Source organism: Pseudoflavonifractor sp. HNCC25GI2 (genome assembly GCF_058136395.1).
The window spans coordinates 72,689-97,739 of the sequence record NZ_JBYUOW010000004.1 but is presented as its reverse complement, the minus strand read 5'-3'; the positions used below and the strand labels follow the sequence as shown (position 1 = coordinate 97,739).

Sequence of the window (25,051 nt, the reverse complement as noted above, 5' to 3'; positions counted from 1 at the left end):
GCACACCTAAATTCAAAATGCAAGAGGTTTTTTCATTTTTCTTGTTTTTTCTTTTCTGATTTTTTCTCCGGCTGTGACTCCCCCTTTTGCCGCGGTTGCGGGTGGGCATAAAACATGATATAGTGGATTAAATCCAAGGCATTGGCATCTTAAATCCTTCTTAATATTTTCTCACTTGCAACTTAAAGTGTCTGTGCTATGCTACAAATAAGAAATTATAAGGGACAGGGGAAAAACAATCATGTATACCATTTTAATTTGTGACGACGACAAGGATATCGTTTCCGCCCTGGACATCTATCTGACCAGCGAGGGCTACCGCACCATCAAAGCCTATAATGGCCGGGAAGCCATCCGGGCGGTGGAACAAAACGAAATTCATCTGATTTTAATGGATATCATGATGCCGGAGCTGGACGGCATCCGCGCCACTGCCAAGCTCCGTGAGGACAGCAATGTTCCCATCATCCTCCTCACCGCAAAGAGTGAGGACTCGGACAAGATTCTGGGTCTAAACATCGGGGCGGACGACTATATCACAAAGCCCTTCAATCCCCTGGAGGTCATTGCCCGGGTCAAGTCCCAGCTGCGCCGGTACACCAGCCTGGGCGGTGCAGACAAGGGCCCCGGCCTTCTTACGGTTGGCCCCATCTCCATGGATGACAGCGCCAAGCAGGTCAGTGTCGATGGGGAGCCTGTGGCCCTCACCCCCATCGAGTACAATATTTTAAAGCTGCTCATGTCCCACCCGGGTCAAGTGTTCTCCTCCGCCCAGATTTATGAGCAGGTGTGGAACGACCCGGCCTACGGCTCGGAAAATACCGTGGCCGTCCACATCCGCCACCTGCGTGAGAAAATTGAAATCAATCCCGCCGATCCCCGCTGGCTGAAGGTGGTGTGGGGTCTGGGCTATAAGATGGAAAAGGGGACGGTGTGATGAAGCGCATTCAGGGCAGCCCGGTGGGCAAGCTGTTGTCCTGGGCTCTGCTTCTGGTCTTTACCTTCGCCGGAGTACAGATGGGACTGTCCGCCGCCTCTTCCGCCATTCTGGCGGTGGGAGACTGGCAGAGCACCTCCGCCTTTTCTGCCCTGCTTCAGGAGCGGCGGGATCAGCTGGCTCAGTACTTTATTGACTCTATCGATTGGGATTTCCTGCAGACCAATGATCTTGCGTACACCCAGGATGAGATGGATCTGATGCAGCTGCAGGATGACATCCAGACCGCCGAAACGGATCTAAGCGCGGAGGCCACTGCCTTCCGGTACCAGCTTCGCACCTCAGACGGCAATGTTTTTCGGTCTAATCTGGGCGAAGGTGAACGGCTTTCTCAGGTCGTGGACCAGGTCTATTATTCCATTCTCTCCACTCAAAATATCTCTGAGCTGGATGGCTCCTTTCAATGGAGTACTTCCTCCATGGAATGGGGCTCCCTGTCCCTCTACGATATATGGGGGGGACGGGGCACTCTGGGAACCTTGACCAGTTCTGCCCCCGTCTATATTCTGGCTTACGGCGTACCTTCCGTGCCGCCGGACACAGTCTCTGACGAATTTTCCGCCCTGTATCAGCGCTGCTCCACCGCCAGTGCCCAGTTTCTCCCCTTGGTAATCGGCGCCGGCGTATGCGGAATTCTGGCTTTGGTTGCTCTGGGCTATATTCTGTGGACTGCCGGACACAAGGCCGGACAGGAGGAGATTGTTTTCTCCTGGCAGGAGCGTATTTTCCTGGAGATCTACCTTCTCTCCACCCTCGTCTATATATATTTCCTGGTTCTTGGGATCCTCCATGCAACGGATACCTTCCTGTCTCTGCTCAATGCCTATTATTCTGCGGTCGCTGACTCGGCAACAACCGAAACCAACCTGGTGATTTACGCAGTCTCTCTTCTGACCGCTCTTGCAGTCGGTGGTGTAGCCCTTCTCCTGCGCACCATTTCTGTGCGCTGCAAAGCACATTCTTTTGTGAAAACCTCTGTGATTTGTCTGGTCGTCCGGTGGCTGGCTCTAACCATCCGTGATTTTATTCTTAGTATTCCCCTGACCTGGAGAGTCATTATGGCGTTTCTAATCTACTTTTTCCTGAACCTGACCCTGTTTACCCAAGGACAGTACAACGAATTCTATACCGGGCTCTGGCTGTGTCTTAATCTGGCCGTTCTGCTGGCACTCTGTTGGTGGACCGTTAATTTCCGCCGTCTGCGCAAGGGCAGCCAGGCCATCGCCTCGGGCAATTTGAATCACCAAATTGAAACCCAGCATATGCCCCGAGATCTGAAGCTCTACGCCGAGGATCTGAACAACATCTCCGCGGGCATGGCCAGCGCCGTGGACGAACAGATGAAGAGCGAGCGGTTCAAGGCCGAGCTCATCACCAACGTCTCCCACGACCTGAAGACGCCCCTTACCTCCATTATAAACTATGTCAATCTCCTGAAGGCCACCCGCCAGGAGGACCCTAAGGCACTGCAATACATTGAGGTGCTGGATCGCAAGTCCCAGCGGCTGAAAAAGCTCACCGAAGACCTGGTGGAGGCCAGCAAGGCGTCCACCGGCGCGCTGAGCGTCAACCGGGAAAAAATCAGCATGGGGCAGCTTCTGGACCAGGCCCTGGGCGAGTGGACCGAAAAGCTGGAGGAGCGCAAGCTGACCGTAGTGTCCAACCTGCCCGAGGGTGAGACCTGGGTGTACGCCGACGGCCGGCACCTGTGGCGGGTCATTGACAATCTGCTGTCCAACTGCGCCAAGTACGCCATGGAGGGCACCCGGGTCTATCTGGACCTGGTCCGCGGCAAGGGGCAGGTGTCCCTGTCGGTGAAAAACATCTCCCGGGAGGCACTGAACGTGCCGCCCGAGCGGCTGATGGAGCGCTTTGTCCGGGGCGATGAGTCCCGTACCACCGAGGGCTCCGGCCTGGGCCTTTCCATCGCCCGCAGCCTTACGGAGCTCCAGGGGGGCACCTTCGACCTGGCGGTGGACGGAGACCTCTTCAAAGCTACTGTCTCCCTGCCTCAGGCAAACTGATCTATACTCTGTTATCTGTTATAAACGCAGCGGCGCCAACACCTCGATTCCAACGGTAAGGGCCACCCGCCCCAGAAAGGCCAAAAGCTCCTTCCCATAGGGGTAGCTGTGGGCCAGGGGCAGTCCGGTCTGCTCCCCCTGCGTCAATGTGAGTTCCTCCAGAGACAGGGTAAAGTAGCTGTCAAAAGCGTAGCGCTTCTCCGTCTCGCTGACCAGCAGAGTCTTGGTATCGGGAAACCACAGGGCCAACTGAAATTCCGAGGGCGGGTAGGAGTACCAGATAAACTGACCGTCGGAGCATTCATACATGTAGTTGAGAAAATAAAGCCCCTCCTCGTTCTCCTGCCCCAGCCGGAAAAACTGCTCTTTGGCCTCCCGCTCCTCCTCCGGATACCTTTCAAGATGGTCCAGGGAATCGACCACCCCGAAGCGGCCGGTGGACTCCTGGGCAGAGAGGAGTGTTCCCCAGCAGGTTCGGCCCTCCAGGCCCTTCAGCTCCACGGTTATGGAGGGCTTGGGAGCCACATCGGCGTGGACAGGCAGGCAGAACAGGGACAGCAGCAGGCACACAAGGCAAAACTTTTTCAGGCGGTTCCTTTTTTCTTTCATTCCAATTCCTCCTCACAGTATCGTCGTCCGTAAGGCAGCAAATACGATGAACTTCTTCCGCTCTTTTTCTGGCAGGTTCCCCCTTGTTGTGTACGAGATATTATCAGCACAGCCCTCATGGGCTCAAAACAGGCCGGGCAGCAGGAAAGACAGGATATATCCCACAAGCAGGGACAGCAGATTGGCCGCCCAGGTATAGGCCGTCACCCGTTCCCGGGACATCCCATCCCGCCCGGCCAGCAGGCGGCGGTAAATGCTCAGTTCCACTGCCACCACCATCAGCTCGGCCAACAGATACACCGGCAGCATGAGGATGCCGGCCATCCCGATCAGTGCCCCGCAGAAGTAGGTGTAAAGATTGAGCCCCAAATTCAGAAGCCCTTGGGTAATCAGGTTTGCAATCAGAATGATGTTCAGCTGTCGGCGGCTCCGGAACCCCACGCCCCAGGCGATCAGCAGCTCGATGCCAACGGTGAGAGCCACCCGGCCCAGGAAGGCCAGAAGCTCCCTTCCATAGGGGTAGCTGTGGGCCAGGGGCAACCCGGTCTGTTCCCCCTCCGCCAGAAGGATCCCCTTCAGGGAGAGGGTGAAATAGCTGTCAAAGGCGTAACGCCCCTCCCGCTCGCTGACCAGCAGGGTCTCGGTCTCAGGAAACCAAAGGGCCAGTTGGAATTCCGAGGGCGGGCGGTAGGTCCAGCTGAACTGCCCGTCGGAGCAGTCATCCACATAGCTGAGAAAGGAGAGCTCCTCTCCGTTCTCCTGTCCCAGTTTAAAAAACTGCTCCCAGGCCTCCCGCTCTCCCGCTCCCAGCTCTTCCGATAAATCCAGACTGCCTGATGCGCTGTAAGGCCCGGTGGAGCGCTGGGGCGTCAGCAGGGTTCCCCAGCACTCCCGCCCTTCCACTCCCTCCAGGGTAATGGTCACTGAAGGCTTTGGCCCCACATCGGCATGGACGGGCAGGCAAAACAGGGGCAGCAGCAGACACAAAAGGCAAACCGTTTTGATCCACATACTTCTCTGCTTCATTCCACTCCCTCCTCGCATCAAAATCAACACGGCGGCAAACATGGGTGATTGTTCTGATTTCATTTTAACATGTGGCTTTCGACTCTGCTACTCTTTCGGACATAAAATGGCAGAAAATATTGCATATAGGCCCCATTTCTTCTATTCTTCCGCCCCTTCTATTGACGCGCTCCGCCCTTTTCCTTTATAGTATATGGGACACCACTGACAAACGGGGGACCGACCATGGATCTGTGCAACATCAACGACATTAAAGCTCTGCTGGCCCGACACGGCTTTCGCTTCTCCAAATCGATGGGACAGAATTTTCTCATCCAGTCCTGGGTACCCAGGGAGATTGCCAAGGCCTCCGGTGCGGGACCCGGCACCGGGGTACTGGAAATCGGCCCCGGCATCGGCCCTCTGACCCGGGAGCTGTCCCTGCTGGCTGATCGGGTGGCTGCGGTGGAGCTGGACCGCTCCCTGCTGCCCATTCTGGCCGAAACTCTGGCCGACCGGAACAACGTGGAAATTGTTCCCGGAGACGTGATGAAGCTGGACCTCCCCGCCCTGGTGGCGGAAAAGCTGCCCGGTCTTCGTCCCATGGTGTGCGCCAACCTGCCCTACAACATCACCACTCCGGTCATCACCACCTTTCTGGAGGCTGGATGCTTCTCCGCCATCACCGTGATGATTCAGCGTGAGGTGGCCCAGCGCATCTGCGCCCAGCCGGGCACGGCAGATTACGGCGCCTTCTCCGTGCTGTGCCAGTACTATGCCAAAACAGAGCTGCTTTTTGACGTGGGGCCGGAGTGCTTTATCCCCGCCCCCAAGGTGACCTCCTCGGTTCTGCGGCTCACCCCCCGCCCCGCCCCGGCGGAGGTGGACGACCCTCAGCACTTCTTCCGGGTGGTGCGGGCCGCCTTTGCCCAGCGCCGGAAGACGCTGGTAAACAGCCTCAGCTCCGCTCTGGGCTCCTCCCTGAGCAAGGAGGAACTGGCTGGAGCCATTGCCGCCTGCGGCCTTCCGGAGAGTGTCCGCGGGGAGCGGTTGTCCCTGTCCAACTTCGCCGCCCTGTCCCGTGAGCTGCGCCGGGCCGAGGGAAATTTCTCCGCACCGATGGAGTAATACTTCACTCCGATAGCAAAAAGCAATACATTCCATAACTAAATTCCAGTAGTTCCAGCAATTGACTTTGTTTCAGCCGCCGTGTATTATAGTGTTGTTATGTTTTTGGGACTTCCCGTTTCTGTGCAGGCTGTTGCCTGTGGCTGGAAGATCATCATTAGAAAAGAGGTCATGCAAAATGGCAACCATCGATCTGAGCAAGTACGGTATCACCGGTGCCACCGAGATCGTCCACAACCCCTCCTACGAAACTCTGTTTGAGGAAGAGACCAAACCCGGTCTGGAGGGCTATGACAAGGGACAGGTCACCGACCTGGGCGCCGTCAATGTTATGACCGGCATCTACACCGGCCGCTCCCCCAAGGACAAGTTCATCGTTCTCGATGACATCTCTAAGGACACCGTGTGGTGGACCTCCGACGAGTTCAAGAACGACAACAAGCCCGCCTCCCAGGAGGCCTGGAATGCCTGCAAGAAGCTGGCTCAGGAGCAGCTGTCCAACAAGAAGCTGTACGTTATGGACGTCTTCTGCGGCGCCAACCACGACTCCCGCATGGCCATCCGCTTCATCATGGAGGTGGCTTGGCAGGCTCACTTCGTGAAGAACATGTTCATCGAGCCCACCGCTGAGGAGCTGGAGAACTTCGAGCCTGACTTCATTTCCTACAACGCCGCCAAGGCCAGGGTCACCAACTACAAGGAGCTGGGCCTCAATTCCGAGACCGCTGCCATCTTCAACCTCACCTCCCGTGAGCAGGTCATTCTGAACACCTGGTACGGCGGTGAGATGAAGAAGGGCATGTTCTCCATGATGAACTACTACCTGCCCCTGAAGGGCATGGCCTCCATGCACTGCTCCGCCAACACCGACATGAACGGCGAGAACACCGCTCTGTTCTTCGGCCTCAGCGGCACCGGCAAGACCACCCTGTCCACCGACCCCAAGCGTCTGCTCATCGGCGATGACGAGCACGGCTGGGACGACAACGGCGTCTTCAACTTCGAGGGCGGCTGCTATGCCAAGGTCATCAACCTGGACAAGGACGCCGAGCCCGACATCTACAACGCCATCAAGCGCAACGCTCTGCTGGAGAACGTCACCGTGGACGAGAACGGCCACTGTGACTTTGCCGACAGCTCTGTGACCGAGAACACCCGTGTGTCCTACCCCATCGATCACATTGAGAAGATTGTCCGTCCCGTGTCCGCCGGCCCCGACGCCAAGAACGTCATCTTCCTGTCCGCCGACGCCTTCGGCGTGCTGCCCCCCGTGTCCATCCTGACCCCGGAGCAGACCCAGTACTACTTCCTGTCCGGCTTCACCTCCAAGCTGGCCGGCACCGAGCGCGGCATCACCGAGCCCACCCCCACCTTCTCTGCCTGCTTCGGCCAGGCCTTCCTGGAGCTGCACCCCACCAAGTACGGTGAGGAGCTGGTCAAGAAGATGCAGAAGAGCGGCGCCAAGGCCTACCTGGTGAACACCGGCTGGAACGGCACCGGCAAGCGCATCTCCATCAAGGACACCCGCGGCATCATCGACGCCATTCTGGATGGCTCCATCCTGAAGGCCGAGACCAAGACCATCCCCTACTTCAACTTCGAGGTTCCCACCGCTCTGCCCGGTGTGGACACCAACATCCTCGACCCCCGCAATACTTACGCCGATCCCACCGAGTGGGACACCAAGGCCAAGGACCTGGCTTCCCGCTTCGTGAAGAACTTCGCCAAGTACACCACCAACGACGCCGGCAAGGCTCTGGTCGCCGCCGGCCCCAAGGCTGAGTAATCGGTCCTGCATAAAACGAAATCAGGGCGCCGCAGCGCGGCGCCCTGATTTTTGCCTGAGAGGGGACAGACCACATGAGAAAATACCAGACTTCAGAATCCCTCCCCGTGGGCCTGCTGCTGGCTCTGGCCGGGGGAATTCTGGACTCATACAGCTACTTGAACCGGGGACAGGTCTTTGCCACCGCTGAGACGGGCAACCTGGTCCTGCTGGGCATCAACCTGTCCCAGGGAAACTGGCAGCAGGTGCTCCACTATCTGCTGCCTATTCTGGCCTTTGCCGCCGGCGTCCTGGCCACAGAGCTGCTCCGCCGTCAGATGGGGCCCAATGCCGGACACCTCCACTGGCGGCAGCCCATACTGCTGGTGGAGTGCGGTGTGCTGGTGCTGGTCTCCTTCCTGCCTCAGGGCGGCCTGGACCCCGTGGCCAACATGCTCATCTCCTTCACCAGCGCGGTGCAGATCGAGAGCTTCCGGAAATTCCATGGCTGCGCCTGTGCCACCACCATGTGCACCGGCAACCTGCGCAGCGGGACTGAGCACCTCTTCCGCCACCTCACCGTGCCGGACAGCCAGTCCGCTCCCAAGGCCATGCTCTATTACGGTCTGATCCTCTCCTTCGTCACCGGCGCCATTCTCAGCGGCCTCTTCTCCCCCTGGATGAAGGGACGCACCGTGCTGTTGGCCTGCATTCCCCTGCTGACTGCATTCGGTCTGATGTTCCGCTCCCAGCGAATGGGCAAATCCTGAAAAAAAGCCTCCGGCCAGCAGGCCGGAGGCTTTTTTCGTTCGGAATGGTTCAGGCTCAGCACAGACCCAGCAGATGGCGCACCTCACCAATCATATAGAGGGATCCGCAGGCGCACACCACATCCTCCGGTCCCGCCAGAGCCAGGGCCTGTTCCAGGCCCTGGGCTGTGGTCTCGCAGGGCTGGGCCTGGGCACCCAGACTTTTCAGATAGTCTGCAAGCTCCTGCGCGGTGAGGGCCCGGGGGCTGTCCGGGGTGATGGTGACAAAGGACTTGGCCAGGGGCAGCATCTCCCCCACCATATCCGGGTAGTCCTTATCCCCCAGGACACCGGTGAGGAAGATAATCTTCTTCTCCGGGTACAGCTCCTCCAGAGCGATATGGAGGGCGGCCATGCACTGGGGATTGTGGCCGCCGTCCAGCAGCACGTCAGGGCTGCGGCGGGCCAGCTCCATGCGTGCAGGCCACACCGCCTTCTGAAGGCCCTGCGTGACCGCCTGCTCATCAATTTTCCAGCCCCGGGCCTCCATGGCCCACACCGTATCCAAGGCCACAGTGGCGTTATAGAGCTGGTGACGGCCCAGCAGAGAAATGTGGTAGGGCCCCTTTCCGCGGTAGCGGAAGGTATGGCCGTCCCGGCCGGTCTCCAGCACCTCCAAAGTGTCGGGGGCGGTGATGGTGAGGGGGCAGCCTGCCGCTTTGCAGGCCTCCTCCACCACTTCCTCCACCTCACGGCTCTGGTGGTAGAGAACCGCGGAGCTGCCCGGCTTGATGATACCGGCCTTCTCGTGGGCGATGAGGGCACAGGTGTTGCCCAGCTCCTGGGTGTGCTCCAGGCCGATGTTGGTGATCACCGCAACCTCGGGGGCGGGAATCACGTTGGTGGAATCCAGGCGGCCGCCCAGGCCCACCTCCAGCACCACGATGTCACAGCCCGCCCGCAGGAAAAATTCCATGCCCAGGGCTGTCATCAATTCAAACTCCGTGGGGGGATCCTCCATGCCCTCGCCGGCCTTCAGCACCAGCTCCCCCAGCTCGCCCAGCAGCTCGTCGGAGATTGGCACGCCATCCACCTGAAACCGCTCATGGAAGGTCCAGAGATGGGGCGAGGTATAAAGTCCGGTCCGCAGCCCCGCCTGGGTGAGAACCGAGGACACCATGGCCGCCGTGGACCCCTTGCCGTTGGTGCCGGTAATGTGGACAAACTTCAGCCGCTCCTGGGGATTGCCCAGCAGCTCCAGCAGCGCGAACGTGCGGCTCAGTCCCGGCTTGCGTCCGGTCCATGCACGCTCATGAATGAGATCAACCGCTTCCTGACCTGTCATAGAAATCTGCTCCTTCTCTGTGCCGCTTATCCTTACAGCAGCTTCTCCAAAATACCCTGAGACCGCAGGGCTGCCTCCACCGTGTGGGCGGAGAGAACCGTGGAGGTTACGGCTCCCACGCCCCCGGGCACGGGGGTAATGGCGGCCACAATGGGCTCCACCGCCTCAAAGTCCACATCTCCGTGGAGCTTCCCGTCCGGTCCCGGGCTGACGCCCACGTCCACCACAACCTGGCCGGGACGCACATGCTCCCGACCGATGAGGCCCGCCTTACCGGCGGCGGAAATGATCACGTCCGCCCCCTGACACAGCTCACGAAGCCGCTCCGGGTCGGTGAAGATGTTACAGGCAGACACGGTGGCCCCCTGATTCATCAGCAAAATGGCAGTGGGCATCCCCACGGTGACGCCCGTGCCTACAATGACTACATTTTTTCCCTTCAGTGCCACCTGGTAGTAGCGCAGAAGCTCCAGGCAGGCGGAGGCAGTGCAGGGCGGGAAGCCCGCCATTCCCTGGAACACCAGCCCGCCCATGGAGGCGCCGGTCATGGCGTCAATGTCCTTCTCCGTGGTCAGAATCCCCAGCACCTCGGGAATATTCAGATGGGGAGGCAAGGGGCGGAACAGCAGGCAGCCGTGGATGCGGCTGTTCCCGTTGATCTCCTCCAGGACCTGAGTCAGCTCATGGGCGCTCACGTCCTCCGGGAGGAGTGTCCGGGACACCGCAACCCCCAGGGCCTGGGCCCGCTTGGTGGCGCCCCGCTCATAGCTCACATCGGCGGGTCGGGCGCCCACCCGCACAATCCCCAGGGTGGGAGTCACCTCCCGTTCCCGCAGCAGGGCTACCCCCCGGGCAATTCGCGTACAGAGATCCTCGCTCACCGGCACGCCGGACAACAGCTTTGCCATGGGCTTTCCGCTCCTTTCCCCTTTCCCGCTCTTCAGCGGGTATAGATCACGGCCGTCATCAGCTGAGCACCCTGGGCGCTCTCCAGCCGGACGGGCTTGTCCTCCGCCTGGCGGCACAGCAGGAACTGGCCGGCCTTCACGGTCTTTCCTTCCTCGGGCAGGGTTACCTCGCCCTCGCCGCAGTAGATGGCAAGGGTGCGATTGGAAAAGCTCTGAGGCGCGGAAACCGGAGCCGTCCAGCTGAGGGCCGCTCCCGCCGCCAGCGTCAGCGCCTGGAGGGTACCCTCGCACTGGCCCTTGCGCAGCATCAGATTGAAATCGGTGCACCGGCCCCAGGACTCCACGGGCACGCCGCCGTCAAAGGAGTACACCTGATAGGGCACCAGGGAGAAGCGCTCCCCCTCCCCCACCTTCATATCCAGGCCGCCCTTCAAGGTGGCGATGAGGCGGTTATAGTCGGGCAGGGGGGTGAAATCCGAGTGCTCCAGATCCACTCCGGCGGAGCTGAAGCGCCACAGGAAATCCCGGTCGGCGTATACCGCCCCCTCCGGCGCAATGGCCAGCTGGGTGGTGGTTCCACCCGACCAGCTGGTGGTGATATAGTCTTCTTGGGTAAGCAGGGTCCATTCCATATTAAGACTTCCTTCCCTCAGCGTTTAGTTCACGGCCATTCCATTCCGGCGCAGCACCTTCATCAGGGGGATGGCGAGGGCGGCTACAATCAGGGCGACCACAATATCCTTGGGCAGGCGGAACACCACACTTCCAAAAACCATAGCAAAGGTATAGTAGTGGTTGATGAGGCTGTCCAGCCACAGGGCCAGGGTATTCATGCACCCGCTGACCAGGGCACCCCCAATGCACGCGCCGTAGCAAAGGCCAATTTTGTCCTCCAGATGTCCGCCCTGACGCTTCACGCGGCCCGCAACAATACCAACCACCAGGGCCCAGCCGATAGGAGGCCAGATCCAGATGATGGTGGTGTGCATCAGACCCATGGTGAGCAGCTGGCTGAGGAATTCACCCACCAGGGCCACCACGCAGGCTCCCCCAGTGCCCAGCAGCAGAACGGCCACCACCACGGGCAGAGCCACAAAGGTCAGCTTCCAGTTTGCCAGGCGGATGACCAGCGTCATGCTCAGCAGCACGTACACCGCGGTCAAAATGGCCATCTGACACAGGACCTTACTATTCACTTTTTTCATAAAAATACTCCTTTCATGGCGTGTTGCCATGAAAGGAGCAAGCTCCCCATGGCAGCGGACGCGACACAGCAACGCGGGCTTTTCGTCCCTTCGTCCACCGGCAACCTCCCATCCGATGGCACTTAACGCACTGCATCTACTCTGTCAATTCTTATTCAATTAAAAAAGGGGCGGCGCCGACAGGCGACCTGCCGACGCTCACCCCGAAAAAATTACATCTGCTCCAGAACGTTCTGGTAAATCTGATCGGCCAGGGGCAGAGCCTTGGCCAGCATGGCCTCGCCCTTCTTGCGGTAGTCCTCGGCCAGCTCCTTGTTCTTCAGGGAGCCGATGTTGATGAGGACGTTCAGCCAGGCGCCCTGGATGGCGGCGCGCAGGGACAGGGCGGACACGCCCAGGTCGCTGGCGGCGCTGTCGTTGGTCTTGCCCAGCAGGGAAGCGGTCAGCTCCAGGGTCTCGGTGGCCAGCTCCATCATCTCAAAGGGAGTGGCGGTGCAGCCCTCCAGGCCCTTCTGGATGGCGGCGGAGCGGGCAGCCTTCTCCTCGTCGGTAGCCTTGGGCATACCGAAGGCGGCGGAAACCACGTTGAAAGCCTCGGTGTCGCGGTCCATCACGTCCACAAAGCGTACCTTCAGGTCGGTGGCCTTCTTCTGGCTCTCAATCACGAACTCCTGATACTCGGCATACTTCTCCTTGCTCTTGCCCACAGTGGTCAGGCCACACACCATGGCGGTGAGGGCGGCGCCCAGGGCACCCTCCAGAGCAGCGGCAGAGCCGCCGCCAGGAGCGGGAGCGTCGGAGGCCAGCAGGTCAACAAACTCAGCAGTCTGCAGCTCGGCTAATTTCTTCATGTCGTTCTTCTCCTTTTCGTTTCCGTCTTTTCTTACTTCATGTCCAGGAGGTGATACTCCATGATCTGGTTGTGGCAATCGAAGTCCTTGGCCTTCAGATAGAACTCAGCGCAGTCGATCATGGCCTTGGCGGGGGTCAGACCCACGATCTCGCTGTCGATGATGTAGGTGCCGTAGCGCTCAGCCAGGGACTTAACCATCTCATAGACAACGTACAGGGGGGTGTCCTCATAGTTGACCATGTTCATGGAAACCTGGGCGATGCCGCGGTCCTCCATCATGAAGCCCATGGCCTTGCAGCTGCGGAAGCCGCCGGAGGAACCACGGATGACCTTGGCGATCTTCTTGGCGACCTCGACGTCGGAAGTGGCCAGGTTGATGTTGAAGGCAACCAGGGGCATACGGGCGCCGATGGCAGTGATACCGGCAGTGGGGTGAATCTTCCGCTCGCCGTAGTCGGGAGCCCAGTCGGGCTGCAGCAGCTTCTCGGGCATGCCCTCGAACTCGCCCTTGCGGCAGGTAGCCAGGTTGCGGCGCTCAGGACGGGTAGCGGAGTCCTCATACAGGAAGGAGGGAACCTTCAGCTCGTCCCAGATACGCTGGGCCACGCGCTTGGACAGCTCCACGCACTCCTCAACGGTGACGTCCTTGGACTGGGGTACGAAGGGGATAACGTCGGTGGCACCCATACGCTTGTGCTCACCCTTGTGCTTGTTCATGTCGATGCGCTCGGTGGCTACCTTGGTCAGGCGGAAAGCCACTTCCTCAATGGCGCTGAGTTCGCCGATGAGGGTGAACACGCAGCGGTTGTGGTTGCCGTCGGTCTGGGCATCGAACAGGGTACAGCCGGGCACGCTGTTGGCAGCCTCCACCAGGGCGTTGTAGGTAGCCTCGTCCTTTTCCTTGCTGCAGCTAAAGTTGGGGATGCACTCTACGAGCTTAGCCATGTCTGATTCCTCCATACATTATATTGTTTTTTCTGGGGTACTCCCAGGTGTTCACTGAAAAGCTGCTGAATTCCGCTGCCAGCCGGCAAGCATCCAGACGCTTTTTATAGTCCCATTTTAGTCCAAGCCAGCCGTTTCGTAAATGACTTCTATTACCCATTTTTCAGCCCGGGCTTTGTTTCGTTAAGTGGATAGCGGTTTTTCACTTAACGAAGGAAAGGGCTTTTGGGGACTTTGGCCAATCTAGCCCTCGTCTCCCGTCGTTTTCTTGTCCTGAAACATGGAAATAAACTGCATTACACAGTTTGCATAGTAGATATTTCCGCTCCAAATGAGCATGGGATAGGACCGGGCGTTCACGCCCACCAACGGCTTGGTATAGAGGTCGGAATGGGGCTGCGTCTCCACAATGGACCGCGGAAGATAGCTGATTCCGAAGCCTGCCTGGACCATCTGCATGGCCATAGGAGTGTCGTAGCACTGACAGACCGTATTGGGTGTAAATCCTCTGCGCTGGCATTCATTAATTAAATGAGAGCTGTAACCCCACATGTCGTCGCTGCGCAGAAGGCACATAGGCACTCCCTCCAGCGCCTCAATGGGGATGGTATCCAGCTCCGGGGCCGGGTCCAGTTCCCGGGACATGACCAGCTCCAGCGGATCCTCGCCCAGAATTTTTTCGTGGAGCTGCGAGATTTCCTCCGTCGGGTTGCGGAGAAACAGCACGTGGAGGTTTCCTTTGTTCAAATCGTCCAGCAGGTCCTTGGGAGAGCCCAGACGCACATACAGCTCCACATGGGGGTATTTTTCGTGGTACTCCCGCAGATAGTCCATCACAACAGGGATGTTGGAGTAGATGATTCCAATCTTCAAAAGGCCCCGGAAGCCCTCGTTTACGTCCCGGACGCTGTCAATCATCATCTGAAAGTTCTGGAACATGTGCTGACTCTGCTGGTAGAGGCTGCGCCCCGCCTCGGTCAGTTCCACGCCCTTATTGTTGCGCAGGAACAGGCAAACACCCAGTTCATCCTCCAACAAAGCGATCTGTCGGCTGATAGGAGGCTGTGCCACATGGAGGGTACGGGCGGCCTTGGAAATGCTCTTGGCCTCGGCCACCGCGGAAAAATACTCTAGCTGTTTGAAGTTCATAAGTTGCCATACCTTTTCTGTATATCTAATATATAATACAAGTACTTTTCATTATAGCATATTTCGGTTAAAATACAATCATAAGGAGAGCGAATTTGCTTCACAAATTACGTTTCTCACAAAAAAATATTTTTTAGGGGGAAGTACCATGATTGGCAACGTAAACGATGCGATGACCATCAAGCTGGACTACGAGCTGCCCGAGTACCCTGAGTTTGATCCTCAGTACCGCCGCGCTCCCCGTCGTGAGTCTCACCTGAGTGAGTCCGACAAGGCTTTGGCCATCAAGAACGCTCTGCGTTACATCCATCCCGACCATCATGAGCAGATGGCCAAGGAGTTTGCCCAGGAGCTGGAGGAGCACGGCCGTATTTACGGCTACCGCTTCCGTCCCGCCGGCAAGCTGTACGGCAAGCCCATTGACGAGTACAAGGGCGTGTGCATTGAGGGCCGCGCTATCCAGGTTATGATCGACAACAACCTGGACTTTGATGTTGCTCTGTATCCCTATGAGCTGGTTACCTACGGCGAGACCGGTCAGGTGTGCCAGAACTGGATGCAGTATCGCCTCATCAAGAAGTATCTGGAGGTTCTGACTGACGAGCAGACCCTGGTGGTCATGTCCGGTCACCCCCTGGGCCTGTTCCACAGCCACAAGCTGGCTCCCCGTGTCATCATCTCCAACGGCCTGATGGTCGGTACCTTCGATGACCAGAAGAACTTCAACCGCGCTGCTGCTCTGGGCGTTGCCAACTACGGCCAGATGACCGCCGGCGGCTGGATGTATATCGGTCCTCAGGGCATCGTGCACGGCACCTTCAACACCCTGCTGAACGCCGGCCGTCTGAAGCTGGGCATTCCTCAGGATGGCAACCTGGCCGGCCGTCTGTTCGTCTCCGCCGGTCTGGGCGGCATGTCTGGTGCTCAGGGCAAGGCCGCTGAGATCGCCGGCGCTGCCTCCATCATCGCCGAGGTGGACGACTCCCGTATCGAGACCCGTTACACCCAGGGCTGGGTCAGCCACCGCACCGACAGCCTGGAAGAGGCCTGGAAGATCGCCAAGGAGCACATGGACGCCAAGGAGCCCTGCGCTGTCGCCTATCACGGCAACGTTGTGGACCTGCTGGAGTACCTCTACGACAACAACATCCATGTCGACCTGCTGTCCGACCAGACTTCCTGCCACGTGCCTTATGACGGCGGCTACTGCCCCCAGGGCCTGACCTTCGAGCAGCGCACCGAGATGCTGGACAAGGATCCCGAGGGCTTCGCCAAGCTGGTTGACAAGACCCTGCAGCATCACTATGAGATGATCTGCAAGCTGCACGACCGGGGCACCTACTTCTTCGACTACGGCAACAGCTTCCTGAAGGCTGTGTACGACACCGGCGTCAAGAGCATCTGCAAGAACGGCGAGAACGACCTGGACGGCTTCATCTTCCCCTCCTACGTGGAAGATATCCTCGGTCCCTGCCTGTTCGACTTCGGCTACGGTCCCTTCCGTTGGTGCTGCCTGTCCCGGAATCCCGAGGATCTGGACAAGACCGACGCTGCTGCTGCTGAGTACATCAAGGAGCACAACCGTCGCTATCAGGACTACGACAACTATGTCTGGGTCCGCGACGCCAAGAAGAACAAGCTGGTCGTCGGCACTCAGTGCCGCATCCTGTATCAGGACGCTCTGGGCCGCATGAACATCGCTCTGAAGTTCAACGAGATGGTCCGTAACGGCGAGATCGGCCCCGTCATCCTTGGCCGTGACCACCACGATACCGGCGGAACCGACGCCCCCTTCCGTGAGACCTCCAACATCAAGGACGGCTCCAACATCATGGCCGAGATGGCTACCCAGTGCTACGCCGGCAACGCGGCCCGCGGCATGAGCTACATCGCTCTGCACAACGGCGGCGGCACCGGTATCGGCAACTCCATCAACGGCGGCTTCGGCATGGTTCTGGACGGCTCCGAACGTGTGGACACCATCCTGAAGATGGCCATGCCTTGGGACACCATGGTCGGCGTTTCCCGCCGCGCCTGGGCTCGCAACGAGAACGCTCTGTCCACCGCTGCTGAGTACAACAAGATCTATGAGGGCCAGGATCACATCACCCTCCCCTATGTGGCTGACGACGCCATTGTTGAGGCTGCTGTCAAGACCATGAAGGGCTAATTGACCTAAATTAATAACTGAAAAAGGAGGGGGCGTGCCATCACGCCCCCTCCTTTGGAAAGGATACGATCGCATGAGTAAATTACTGCTGACCAACATCGGTATGCTGGCCACTCCTCAGGGCAGCTCCGCCAAGAAGGGCCCCGAGCAGGGCGCGATCCAGATCCTCAAGGACGCCTGGGTTCTGGTGGAGGACGGCGTCATTGCTCAGGTTGGCACCGGTGCTGCCCCCGCTGTGGCTGATGCCAAGGTGGTGGATGCCGGCGGCAACCTGGTCACCCCCGGCCTGGTGGATGCCCACACCCACCTCATTTTCGGCGGCTGGCGTCAGAACGAGCTGGGCATGAAGCTCCACGGCAAGACCTATCTGGAGATCCAGAATGCCGGCGGCGGCATCCAGTCCACCACCAACGCCACCCGTCAGGCTACCACTGAGGAGCTGACGGAGAAGGCCGCCAAGGCTCTGGACGAGATGATGGGCTTCGGCGTCACTACCTGTGAGGCCAAGAGCGGCTATGGTCTGGCTACCGAGCACGAGCTGAAGGCCCTCCAGGTCATTAAGAACCTGAACGACCGCCACCCCATGGACATCGTGGCCACCTTTATGGGTGCTCACCTGGTTCCTGCTGAGTACAAGCAGAACCGCGAGGAGTACATCCGTCTGGTGTGCGAGGAGATGATGCCCGCCGTCAAGGAGCAGGGCATCGCCAAGTTCTGCGACGTGTTCTGCGAGGCGGACACCTTCACCGTGGAGGAGTCCCGTCAGGTGCTGGAAGCCGGTCTCAAGTACGGCCTGCGTCCCAAGATTCACGCTGACGAGATCGAGGCCATCGGCGGCTCTCAGCTGGCCGGTGAAATCGGCGCCATTTCCGCCGAGCACCTCATCGTCTGCCCTCCCGAGGGAATTGCCAGCATGGCCAAGGGCGGAGTCATCGCCTGCCTCCTCCCCGCCACCAGCTTCAACCTGGGTGCCACCTTCGCCCCCGCCCGTGACATGGTCAGCGCCGGTGTGCCTGTGGCTATGGCCACCGACTTCAACCCCGGCTCCTGCCCCTGCCTGAACCTGCAGTTTGTCATCAATCTGGGCTGCCTGAAGTACAAGCTCACCCCCGAGGAAGTGCTCACCGCTGTCACCCTCAACGCCGCCGCCGCCATCGACATGGCGGACAAGGTCGGCTCCGTGGAAGTGGGCAAGCAGGGCGACCTGGTCATTTGGGATGCTCCCGACCTGGACTACATCTGCTACCGTGTGGGCAGCAACCTGGCCAAGACTGTAATTAAGCGGGGCGAGCTGGTCTAACGCCGTCCCCGGCAAGGGAGGGAACCGGCATGGACCGGACCGATTATCAGATCCTTAACATTCTCCAGATGGATTGCCGGACCACCCTGAAGCATATCGGCGACCAGGTGGGCCTCACCGCCCCCGCTGTCTCCGAGCGGGTGCGTCGGATGGAGGAAAAGGGCGTAATCCGGAATTTCCGCATCGAAGTGGACCGGGAACGCCTGGACTGCAGCATGACCGGCTTCATCTTCGTGGCGGTGGAACCGGAGAAGTACAGCACCTTCTGCGACTTCTGCCAAAAGACCCCCGCCATTGTCAGTCACTACCACGTGATTGGAGTATTTAATGCCCTGCTGCGCTTTGCAGTACGCGGCACCCGCGAGCTGGATGAGCTTCTCTCCTCCATCAAGCGGTACGGAGATTCCCAGACCTCGGTGGAGCTTAAAACCTACTTCGAGACCAAGGGAATCCCCCTGCCCGACTAAACTGCACCGTATAAATTCTCTGGAAGGAATTTCATACAACAAGGGTCCGCCCAGCAGGGCGGGCCCTCTTTTTATCCATCCTCTCCCCCCTTTTCCTCACAGCAAAGACAAACCCCCTGTGGCGTGAGCCACAGGGGGTTTGTCCATATAGAGGGGGGTCGAAGAAAATAATCCTGATATGGTAACGCTTTTTCTTAGAACAGGCCGGTGATCTTGCCGTTCTCGTCGATGTCGATGCGCTCGGAAGCGGGCACCTTGGGCAGGCCGGGCATGGTCATGATGTCACCGGTCTTGGCAACCAGGAAGCCGGCGCCGGCGTTGACCTTGACCTCACGGATGGTGATCTTGAAGCCGCGGGGAGCGCCCAGCTTGGTCTGATCATCGGAGAAGGAGAACTGAGTCTTGGCCATGCAGATGGGCATCTTGTCGAAGCCCAGGTCGGTCAGCTGCTGAATCTGCTTCTTGGCAGCGGCAGTGATGGTCACGCCGTCAGCGCGGTAAACCTTGGTGGCAATGGCTTTGAGCTTGTTCTCGATGGTGTCCTCAGCGTCATAGACGTACTGGAAGTGGTCGTTGGTGGTGTCCTCAGCCAGACGGACAACCTCCTCAGCCAGGGCCTTGCCGCCCTCGCCGCCCTTGGCCCAAACCTCGGACAGACGGACGTTGACGCCCTGCTCCTTGCACTTCTCCTCGACCATCTTCAGCTCGGCCTCGGTGTCGGTGGGGAAGGCGTTGATGGCAACCACGCAGGGCAGGCCGTAGACGTTCTTCACGTTGTCCACGTGCTGCAGCAGGTTGGGCAGGCCCTTCTCCAGAGCCTCCAGGTTCTCGTTGTTCAGCTCAGCCTTGGGCACGCCGCCGTGATACTTCAGGGCGCGGACAGTGGCAACGATAACAACGGCATCGGGATGGAAGCCGCCGGCACGGCACTTGATGTCCAGGAACTTCTCAGCGCCCAGGTCAGCAGCGAAGCCGGCCTCGGTGACGGTGTAATCAGCCAGCTTCATGGCAGTCTCGGTGGCCTGGATGGAGTTACAGCCGTGAGCGATGTTGGCGAAGGGGCCGCCGTGGATGAAGGCGGGGGTGTGCTCCAGAGTCTGGACCAGGTTGGGCTTGATGGCGTCCTTCAGAACGGCAGCCATGGCGCCCTCGGCCTTCAGGTCATGAGCAGTGATGGGCTTGCCAGCGCGGCTGTAAGCCACAACCATCTTGGCCAGACGCTGCTTCATGTCGGCCAGGCCGGTGGACAGGCACAGAACAGCCATGATCTCGGAGGCAACCACGATGTCGAAGCCGTCCTCACGGGGCACGCCGCTGGCCTTGCCGCCCAGACCGCAGACGATGTGACGCAGCTGACGGTCGTTCATGTCCACCACGCGCTTCCAGGTGATCTGGCGGGTGTCGATGTCCAGAGCGTTGCCCTGCTGAATGTGGTTATCAATGAGGGCGGAGAGCAGGTTGTTGGCGATGCCGATGGCATTGAAGTCGCCGGTGAAGTGCAGGTTGATGTCCTCCATGGGAACAACCTGAGCGTAGCCGCCGCCGGCAGCGCCGCCCTTCACGCCGAACACGGGGCCCAGGGAGGGCTCACGCAGGCAGACGATGGTCTTCTTGCCGATCTTGTTCAGAGCGTCGGCCAGACCCACAGAGGTAGTGGTCTTGCCCTCGCCAGCGGGAGTGGGGCTGATGGCGGTCACCAGAACCAGCTTGGACTTGCGGGGCAGGTCCTTTAGGGCGTGGATGTCCACCTTAGCCTTGTACTTGCCGTAGTTCTCCAGCTGATCCTCGGAAATACCGATGGACTTGGCAACCTCAACAATAGGCAGCATCGTGGATTCCTGGGCGATCTCAATGTCAGACTTGAAACTCATAAATGACGCCTCCTCTAAAAAATATGTGTCTTGTCTTTGATGAACCTTCCTTGTTTGACCAGCAGGACAAGCAAGGCCTTTCTATGGATTCATTGTAGTCCAAATACCCCCGATTCGTAAACGAGTTCTGTTTTCCGTTTTCAAATCTCGGCTTTGTTTCGTTAAGTGAATCCCATCATCTGCTTGTCCCAAAAAACCCCTTTCCTCCTTTCTTCGTCATCATCTCAAAAAAACGGAAAAATTTCAAGAGAAATTTTGAACTTTCCATTGACATGTCCAACAGCAAAGCAGTATAATAGCAGCGTAAAGAATATATAGTTTGTATACAGGTAAGCAATGGCGCTCTCCACATTTTTTGGCGAGCGCTCTAAAAATTCCGTAACCTGTATGCAGGTTGTATCCACCATTGTCGAATGGAAAGGGAGCGATGCAATGCCAATTTTGCTGCAGGAGGACCTCAATCGTCCGCTTCCCAAACTCTATCGGGTCCGTCAACAGTTTGATGACCATCAGCTGGAGGATGTGGCTGGTACGGTCCGCGCCCAGCTGGCACGGCTGGAGGTCTCCTCACTGGTCAAGCCGGGAGCCCGCGTGGCAGTGGCTGTAGGCAGCCGGGGCATCCGGGACCTATACACGGTCGTGGAACAGGTCATTGCTTCTTTAAAGGAGTTGGGTGCCCAGCCCTTCGTTGTCTCCGCCATGGGCAGCCACGGCGGCGGAACCGAAGAGGGACAGCGCGAGGTGCTGGCCGGTTACGGCATTACGCCGGAAAACCTGGGTGTGCCTGTGGTAACCACGGTGGACACTGTCCTTCTGGGCCACACGGCCTCAGGACGCCCCATCTGGTTTGACCGGGCTGCCTATGAGGCGGATCTGGTAGTCCCCATCAACCGGGTCAAGCTGCACACCGACTTTGTGGGTCCCCTTCAGAGCGGACTTTGCAAAATGCTGGTTATTGGTCTTGGCAACCACAAAGGCTGTTCCGCCGTTCACGAAGAGGATCCGGAACACTTCGCAGAAATCATTGAGGAGACCGCCTCCATTATTCTGGAGAAGGCTCCCATCGGATTTGGCGTGGCGATTCTGGAAAATGCCTATGACAAAACCTGTCATGTGGAGGCCGTCCCCGCTCAGGGCCTGATCGCCCGGGAGAAGGAGCTGGTCCTCCAGGCCAGAGCCAACATGCCCTACATTATGCTTCCTCAGGCGGATGTCATTGTCTGCCGGGAAATCGGCAAGGACGTATCAGGAGCCGGTTTTGACCCCAACATTCTGGGACGCAGCTCCGTCTTGAAAACCTTTGTCCTTCATATTCCGAAGTATCAGAAGCTGGTCCTCACCAATGTGACAGAGGCCAGCCACGGAAACGGCATTGGCGTGGGCCTCTTTGATGTCATCACCAAGCAGGTGGCCCAGCAGTTGGATCTGGAGGCCATGTATGCCAACGCCATCGCCTGCAACTGTTTGGGCGATGCCTCCATTCCCTGCACCGTCGAGGATGAGGAGACCGCAATCCGGGTGGCGCTGAAATGCTGCCGCGGCATTGACCGGGACAATCCGAAAATCATCCGCATCCAGAACACCTTGCACCTGGAGTACATCGAAGTATCTGCTGCCCTTCTGGATGACGTACGTGCCAACCCCAAGTTAAGTCTGGTGGACCCATCTTAAAATAAGAAACCCATCACAACATTTTATAAAGGGAGGAACTAGCATATGATTCTCAACGAAGAGCAACAGGCTATGCTGGACGGAAAGTACGGCGAGGGCGCTGCCTACGCCATGAAAATCCAGTTTGCCCTGGGCGAGGCCTTTGATGCCCCCCGCATGGTCCCCATCACCCGCGCCCACGTGGCCCTGAGCAATCAGGCCGGCGACCTGTGGTTTGCCGAGAAGATGCTCAAGGCAGGTGCCAAGTGCCGCGTGGCCCCCACCGTGAACCCCGGCTTCTGCCTGGGCTACTTCACCGGCTCCTGCGCACACCCCGTTACCGAGGAGGATGCCGACCACATGCGCCGCACCGATGCAGCCTACCGTGGTCTGGGTGCTGTTCTGTCTTACAACTGCACCCCCTACATCGCCTCCAACGTCCCCAATTTCGGTGAAATCTGTGCGTTCTCCGAGTCCAGCGCCACCCCCTACATCAACTCCGTCTGGGGTGCCCGCTCCAACCGTGAAAGCGCTAACAGCGCCCTGTGTGCCGCTATCACCGGCTATGTGCCCGAGTACGGCCTGCTGCTGGACGAGAACCGCAAGGGCGACATTCTGGTCCACGTGGAAGCCAACATGAAGTCCGACTATGAGTACCATCTGCTGGGCATGATGGGCGCCAAAATCGGCGAGGGTATTCCCGTCTTTACCGGCCTGCCCACCCACATTCCCTCCGAGGCTCTGCGCAACCTGGGTGCTCAGCTGAACACCTCTGGTGCCTACGGCATGTATCACATCGTAGGCTTCACTCCCGAGGCTCCCACTCTGGAAGCTGCCTTCGGCGGTAAGAAGCCTCAGCGCGAGGTCGTCATCACCGACAAGGATCTGATGGACTTCCAGGAGGAGTACAGCGACAAGGCCCACGACGGCAATAAGGTGGACTTCGCCATGTTCGGCTGCCCCCACTTCACCCTGAAGGAAGCGATGTATATCGCCAAGCACATCGAGGGCAAGAAGCTGGCCATCCCCATGTTCATCCTGGTCTCCAGCGATGCCGCTGAGATGGCTCGCCGCATGGGCGTGACCGATATCCTCACCGCCGCCGGCGCTGAGATCATCCCCGACTCCTGCCCCGACCAGCCCTGCTGGCACTACCTCAAGGGCAAGGTTGGTATCACCGAGTCCCCCAAGTGCGCCTATTATCCCCGCCGCAGAGGCATCAACTTTATGATCCGCGACCTGGACACCTGCATCGAGGCCGCCCTGACTGGAGAGGTGAAATAACATGGCTAAGAGATTTTCCTGTCATAAGATTTCCGAGGGTAAGGCTCAGGCCGAAGCCATCATCACCAAGGACCGCATCATGTTCTATCAGGTTCGCCCTGAGGACGGCGTGATGGAGGAAAAGAATCACGAGCTGGAGGGCCGCAGCATTGCCCAAAAGATCCTCCTCTTCCCCGGCGGAAAGGGCAGCTCCGTGGTGCAGCAGGACGGCCTGTATCACCTGGACCGCTTCCACAATATGCCCGCCGCTCTGATCATCCAGGATCCTGATCCTGTTTTGGTCGCTGGCGCCATTATTATGGAGCTGCCTATGGTGGACAAGGTGGATCCCGCCTTCTATGAGACGGTCAAGGACGGCGACATGGTAGCCGTCAACGCCGATGAGGGCTACGTCGAGATTCTTGACTAAGCTCCGGCATCCATTTAATTGAATGTGCTTCAAACGGACATGTCCGTTTGTCGATTTTTGGAAAATCGAGTGTGTGCTGCATGTTCCTGTGTTTGACCGGAGTTTCCGGTTGACATAAACCGTCGCCGAATTCGCGGCGCGGTAACCCCAACATCAAACATATATTGGGAGGAATCGAAATGAAAAAAGCGCTATCTCTGGCCCTCGCCGTTGCCATGGCCCTGTCTCTGGTCGCCTGCGGCAACAGCTCTTCTTCCGGCTCCGGTTCTGATGCCAGCCAGTCCGGCGGCGGCAATACCGAGGCCACCATCCTGAAGGTCGGCCACGTGGAGGCCGAAGACCGCTCCACCCACAAGGCTCTGCTGCAGTTCAAGGAAGAGCTGGAAGAGAAGACCGAGGGCCGCATTGAGGTCCAGATTTTCCCCAACTCTGAGCTGGGCGGCGATGAGGAGCTGTGTGAGTCCGTCGCCATGGGCACCATCCAGATGTGCCTGCCCTCCACCTCCGTGCTGACCGCTTACAACGAGCGCATCGGTATCCTGGATATGCCCTACCTGTTCACCGATTCTCAGAGCGCCTTCAATGCCCTGGACGGCGAGCTGGGCGAGCAGATTGACGAGTGGATTGCCGGCAACGGCTTCATCAGCCTGGGTTATGTCTACAACGGCCCCCGCTGCACCACCAACAGCGTCCGTCCCATTCACACCCCCGCTGACCTGGCTGGTCTGAAGATCCGCGTCATGAGCTCCCCCGTGTTCATCCGTATGTATGAAGTGCTGGGCGCCAACCCCACTCCCATGAGCTTCTCCGAGCTGTTCACCGGCCTGCAGCAGAACACTGTTAACGGCCAGGAGAATCCCCCCACTCTGATCTACGCTTCTGGTTTCCAGCAGGTTCAGAAGTATCTGACCATTGATAACCACGTTCATAACTTCCTGCCTATCCTGACCAACGAGGCTTGGTTCAACAGCCTGAGTGAAGAGGATCAGGCCGCCCTGACCGAGTGTGCCGCCAACATGGTCACCAACCAGCGCAACATCGAGCTGGAGGACAACGAGACCATCGTGGAGAAGCTGGAGGCCGAGGGTATGGAGGTCAACTACCTCACCGACGAGGAGTATCAGGCCTTCGTGGATGCCGTTCAGCCCATGTACGATGAGTACCGTGCCCAGTGGGGCGACGAGATCTTTGATCTGGCTCTCTCTTACAACCAGTAAT

At 58.7% G+C, this 25,051-nt stretch carries 22 protein-coding genes and 1 riboswitch; of the genes, 12 read left to right on the top strand and 10 right to left on the bottom strand.

The window, feature by feature from the left end; all coding sequences use genetic code 11:
• Nucleotides 1-241: 241 nt before the first annotated feature.
• Both AC3YUO_RS07065 and AC3YUO_RS07060 read left to right on the top strand, forming a co-directional pair.
• Nucleotides 242-937, top strand: a complete 696-nt coding sequence (locus AC3YUO_RS07065) for a response regulator transcription factor (RefSeq protein WP_489962327.1) — start codon at nt 242-244, stop codon at nt 935-937.
• Nucleotides 937-3,021 (top strand): histidine kinase dimerization/phospho-acceptor domain-containing protein, encoded by a 2,085-nt coding sequence (locus tag AC3YUO_RS07060; RefSeq protein ID WP_489962326.1) that lies wholly within the window; start codon nt 937-939, stop codon nt 3,019-3,021. The genes AC3YUO_RS07065 and AC3YUO_RS07060 overlap by 1 nt, the downstream gene beginning before the upstream one ends.
• An 18-nt stretch (nt 3,022-3,039) precedes the next feature.
• On the opposite strand, the gene AC3YUO_RS07055 is transcribed toward AC3YUO_RS07060, so the two are convergent.
• Together AC3YUO_RS07055 and AC3YUO_RS07050 are read right to left on the bottom strand one after the other, a co-directional pair.
• Entirely contained in the window at nt 3,040-3,630 is a 591-nt protein-coding gene (locus AC3YUO_RS07055) for a hypothetical protein (protein ID WP_489962325.1), read from the bottom strand.
• Between the two features lie 123 nt (nt 3,631-3,753).
• Complete coding sequence (locus AC3YUO_RS07050; protein WP_489962324.1) at nt 3,754-4,656, bottom strand: hypothetical protein; 903 nt, start codon at nt 4,654-4,656, stop codon at nt 3,754-3,756.
• A 225-nt stretch (nt 4,657-4,881) separates the two neighbouring features.
• Between AC3YUO_RS07050 and rsmA the strand changes: the two genes are divergently transcribed.
• From rsmA to AC3YUO_RS07035, 3 genes are all read left to right on the top strand, one after another.
• Nucleotides 4,882-5,763: a 16S rRNA (adenine(1518)-N(6)/adenine(1519)-N(6))-dimethyltransferase RsmA gene (gene rsmA / locus AC3YUO_RS07045; protein WP_489962323.1), complete on the top strand. Its 882-nt coding sequence runs from the start codon at nt 4,882-4,884 to the stop codon at nt 5,761-5,763.
• A 178-nt stretch (nt 5,764-5,941) separates the two neighbouring features.
• Nucleotides 5,942-7,549, top strand: a complete 1,608-nt coding sequence (gene pckA / locus AC3YUO_RS07040) for a phosphoenolpyruvate carboxykinase (ATP) (RefSeq protein ID WP_489962322.1) — start codon at nt 5,942-5,944, stop codon at nt 7,547-7,549.
• 74 nt (nt 7,550-7,623) lie between these two features.
• Nucleotides 7,624-8,298, top strand: coding sequence for a YoaK family protein (locus AC3YUO_RS07035; RefSeq protein WP_489962321.1), 675 nt, complete (start codon nt 7,624-7,626; stop codon nt 8,296-8,298).
• Between the two features lie 55 nt (nt 8,299-8,353).
• Here AC3YUO_RS07035 and AC3YUO_RS07030 read toward each other — a convergent pair whose 3' ends face one another.
• The 7 genes from AC3YUO_RS07030 to AC3YUO_RS07000 all read right to left on the bottom strand — a co-directional run bounded on the left by AC3YUO_RS07030 (nt 8,354) and on the right by AC3YUO_RS07000 (nt 14,682).
• Nucleotides 8,354-9,622: a bifunctional folylpolyglutamate synthase/dihydrofolate synthase gene (locus AC3YUO_RS07030; protein ID WP_489962320.1), complete on the bottom strand. Its 1,269-nt coding sequence runs from the start codon at nt 9,620-9,622 to the stop codon at nt 8,354-8,356.
• Between the two features lie 32 nt (nt 9,623-9,654).
• Nucleotides 9,655-10,530, bottom strand: coding sequence for a bifunctional 5,10-methylenetetrahydrofolate dehydrogenase/5,10-methenyltetrahydrofolate cyclohydrolase (locus AC3YUO_RS07025; protein ID WP_489962319.1), 876 nt, complete (start codon nt 10,528-10,530; stop codon nt 9,655-9,657).
• Nucleotides 10,531-10,562: 32 nt separating this feature from the next.
• The gene (locus AC3YUO_RS07020; protein WP_489962318.1) at nt 10,563-11,162 is read right to left on the bottom strand and encodes a HutD family protein; all 600 of its coding nucleotides are present in this window, start codon (nt 11,160-11,162) and stop codon (nt 10,563-10,565) included.
• A gap of 24 nt (nt 11,163-11,186) precedes the next feature.
• The gene (locus AC3YUO_RS07015) at nt 11,187-11,735 is read right to left on the bottom strand and encodes a folate family ECF transporter S component (RefSeq protein ID WP_489962317.1); all 549 of its coding nucleotides are present in this window, start codon (nt 11,733-11,735) and stop codon (nt 11,187-11,189) included.
• A 50-nt stretch (nt 11,736-11,785) separates the two neighbouring features.
• Nucleotides 11,786-11,881: riboswitch (THF riboswitch) on the bottom strand.
• Nucleotides 11,882-11,947: 66 nt separating this feature from the next.
• A complete protein-coding gene (locus tag AC3YUO_RS07010; protein ID WP_118642257.1) occupies nt 11,948-12,586 on the bottom strand; it encodes a cyclodeaminase/cyclohydrolase family protein in 639 nt (212 codons plus the stop codon).
• A 32-nt stretch (nt 12,587-12,618) separates the two neighbouring features.
• A complete protein-coding gene (gene ftcD / locus AC3YUO_RS07005) occupies nt 12,619-13,533 on the bottom strand; it encodes a glutamate formimidoyltransferase (protein ID WP_118642259.1) in 915 nt (304 codons plus the stop codon).
• A 243-nt stretch (nt 13,534-13,776) separates the two neighbouring features.
• Nucleotides 13,777-14,682 carry a LysR family transcriptional regulator gene (locus tag AC3YUO_RS07000; RefSeq protein WP_489962316.1) on the bottom strand — a complete coding sequence of 302 codons (906 nt, stop codon included), beginning with the start codon at nt 14,680-14,682 and terminating at the stop codon, nt 13,777-13,779.
• 148 nt (nt 14,683-14,830) lie between these two features.
• Here AC3YUO_RS07000 and hutU point away from each other — a divergent pair, with 148 nt between their 5' ends.
• The 3 genes from hutU to AC3YUO_RS06985 all read left to right on the top strand — a co-directional run bounded on the left by hutU (nt 14,831) and on the right by AC3YUO_RS06985 (nt 18,619).
• On the top strand, nt 14,831-16,852 hold the full coding sequence (gene hutU / locus AC3YUO_RS06995) for a urocanate hydratase (protein WP_489962315.1): 2,022 nt from the start codon (nt 14,831-14,833) through the stop codon (nt 16,850-16,852).
• A gap of 73 nt (nt 16,853-16,925) precedes the next feature.
• A complete protein-coding gene (gene hutI, locus AC3YUO_RS06990) occupies nt 16,926-18,152 on the top strand; it encodes an imidazolonepropionase (protein ID WP_489962314.1) in 1,227 nt (408 codons plus the stop codon).
• 29 nt (nt 18,153-18,181) lie between these two features.
• Nucleotides 18,182-18,619, top strand: coding sequence for an Lrp/AsnC family transcriptional regulator (locus tag AC3YUO_RS06985; protein ID WP_489962313.1), 438 nt, complete (start codon nt 18,182-18,184; stop codon nt 18,617-18,619).
• A 194-nt stretch (nt 18,620-18,813) separates the two neighbouring features.
• On the opposite strand, the gene AC3YUO_RS06980 is transcribed toward AC3YUO_RS06985, so the two are convergent.
• A complete protein-coding gene (locus AC3YUO_RS06980; protein ID WP_489962312.1) occupies nt 18,814-20,490 on the bottom strand; it encodes a formate--tetrahydrofolate ligase in 1,677 nt (558 codons plus the stop codon).
• A gap of 432 nt (nt 20,491-20,922) precedes the next feature.
• Between AC3YUO_RS06980 and AC3YUO_RS06975 the strand changes: the two genes are divergently transcribed.
• The 4 genes from AC3YUO_RS06975 to AC3YUO_RS06960 all read left to right on the top strand — a co-directional run bounded on the left by AC3YUO_RS06975 (nt 20,923) and on the right by AC3YUO_RS06960 (nt 25,050).
• A complete protein-coding gene (locus AC3YUO_RS06975; RefSeq protein ID WP_489962311.1) occupies nt 20,923-22,161 on the top strand; it encodes a nickel pincer cofactor-dependent isomerase, group 22 in 1,239 nt (412 codons plus the stop codon).
• 45 nt (nt 22,162-22,206) lie between these two features.
• The gene (locus tag AC3YUO_RS06970) at nt 22,207-23,424 is read left to right on the top strand and encodes an aconitase X catalytic domain-containing protein (protein WP_489962310.1); all 1,218 of its coding nucleotides are present in this window, start codon (nt 22,207-22,209) and stop codon (nt 23,422-23,424) included.
• Nucleotide 23,425: 1 nt separating this feature from the next.
• Complete coding sequence (locus tag AC3YUO_RS06965; RefSeq protein WP_489962309.1) at nt 23,426-23,833, top strand: aconitase X swivel domain-containing protein; 408 nt, start codon at nt 23,426-23,428, stop codon at nt 23,831-23,833.
• Nucleotides 23,834-24,012: 179 nt separating this feature from the next.
• The gene (locus AC3YUO_RS06960; RefSeq protein ID WP_489962308.1) at nt 24,013-25,050 is read left to right on the top strand and encodes a TRAP transporter substrate-binding protein; all 1,038 of its coding nucleotides are present in this window, start codon (nt 24,013-24,015) and stop codon (nt 25,048-25,050) included.
• The last annotated feature ends 1 nt before the right edge of the window (nt 25,051 follow it).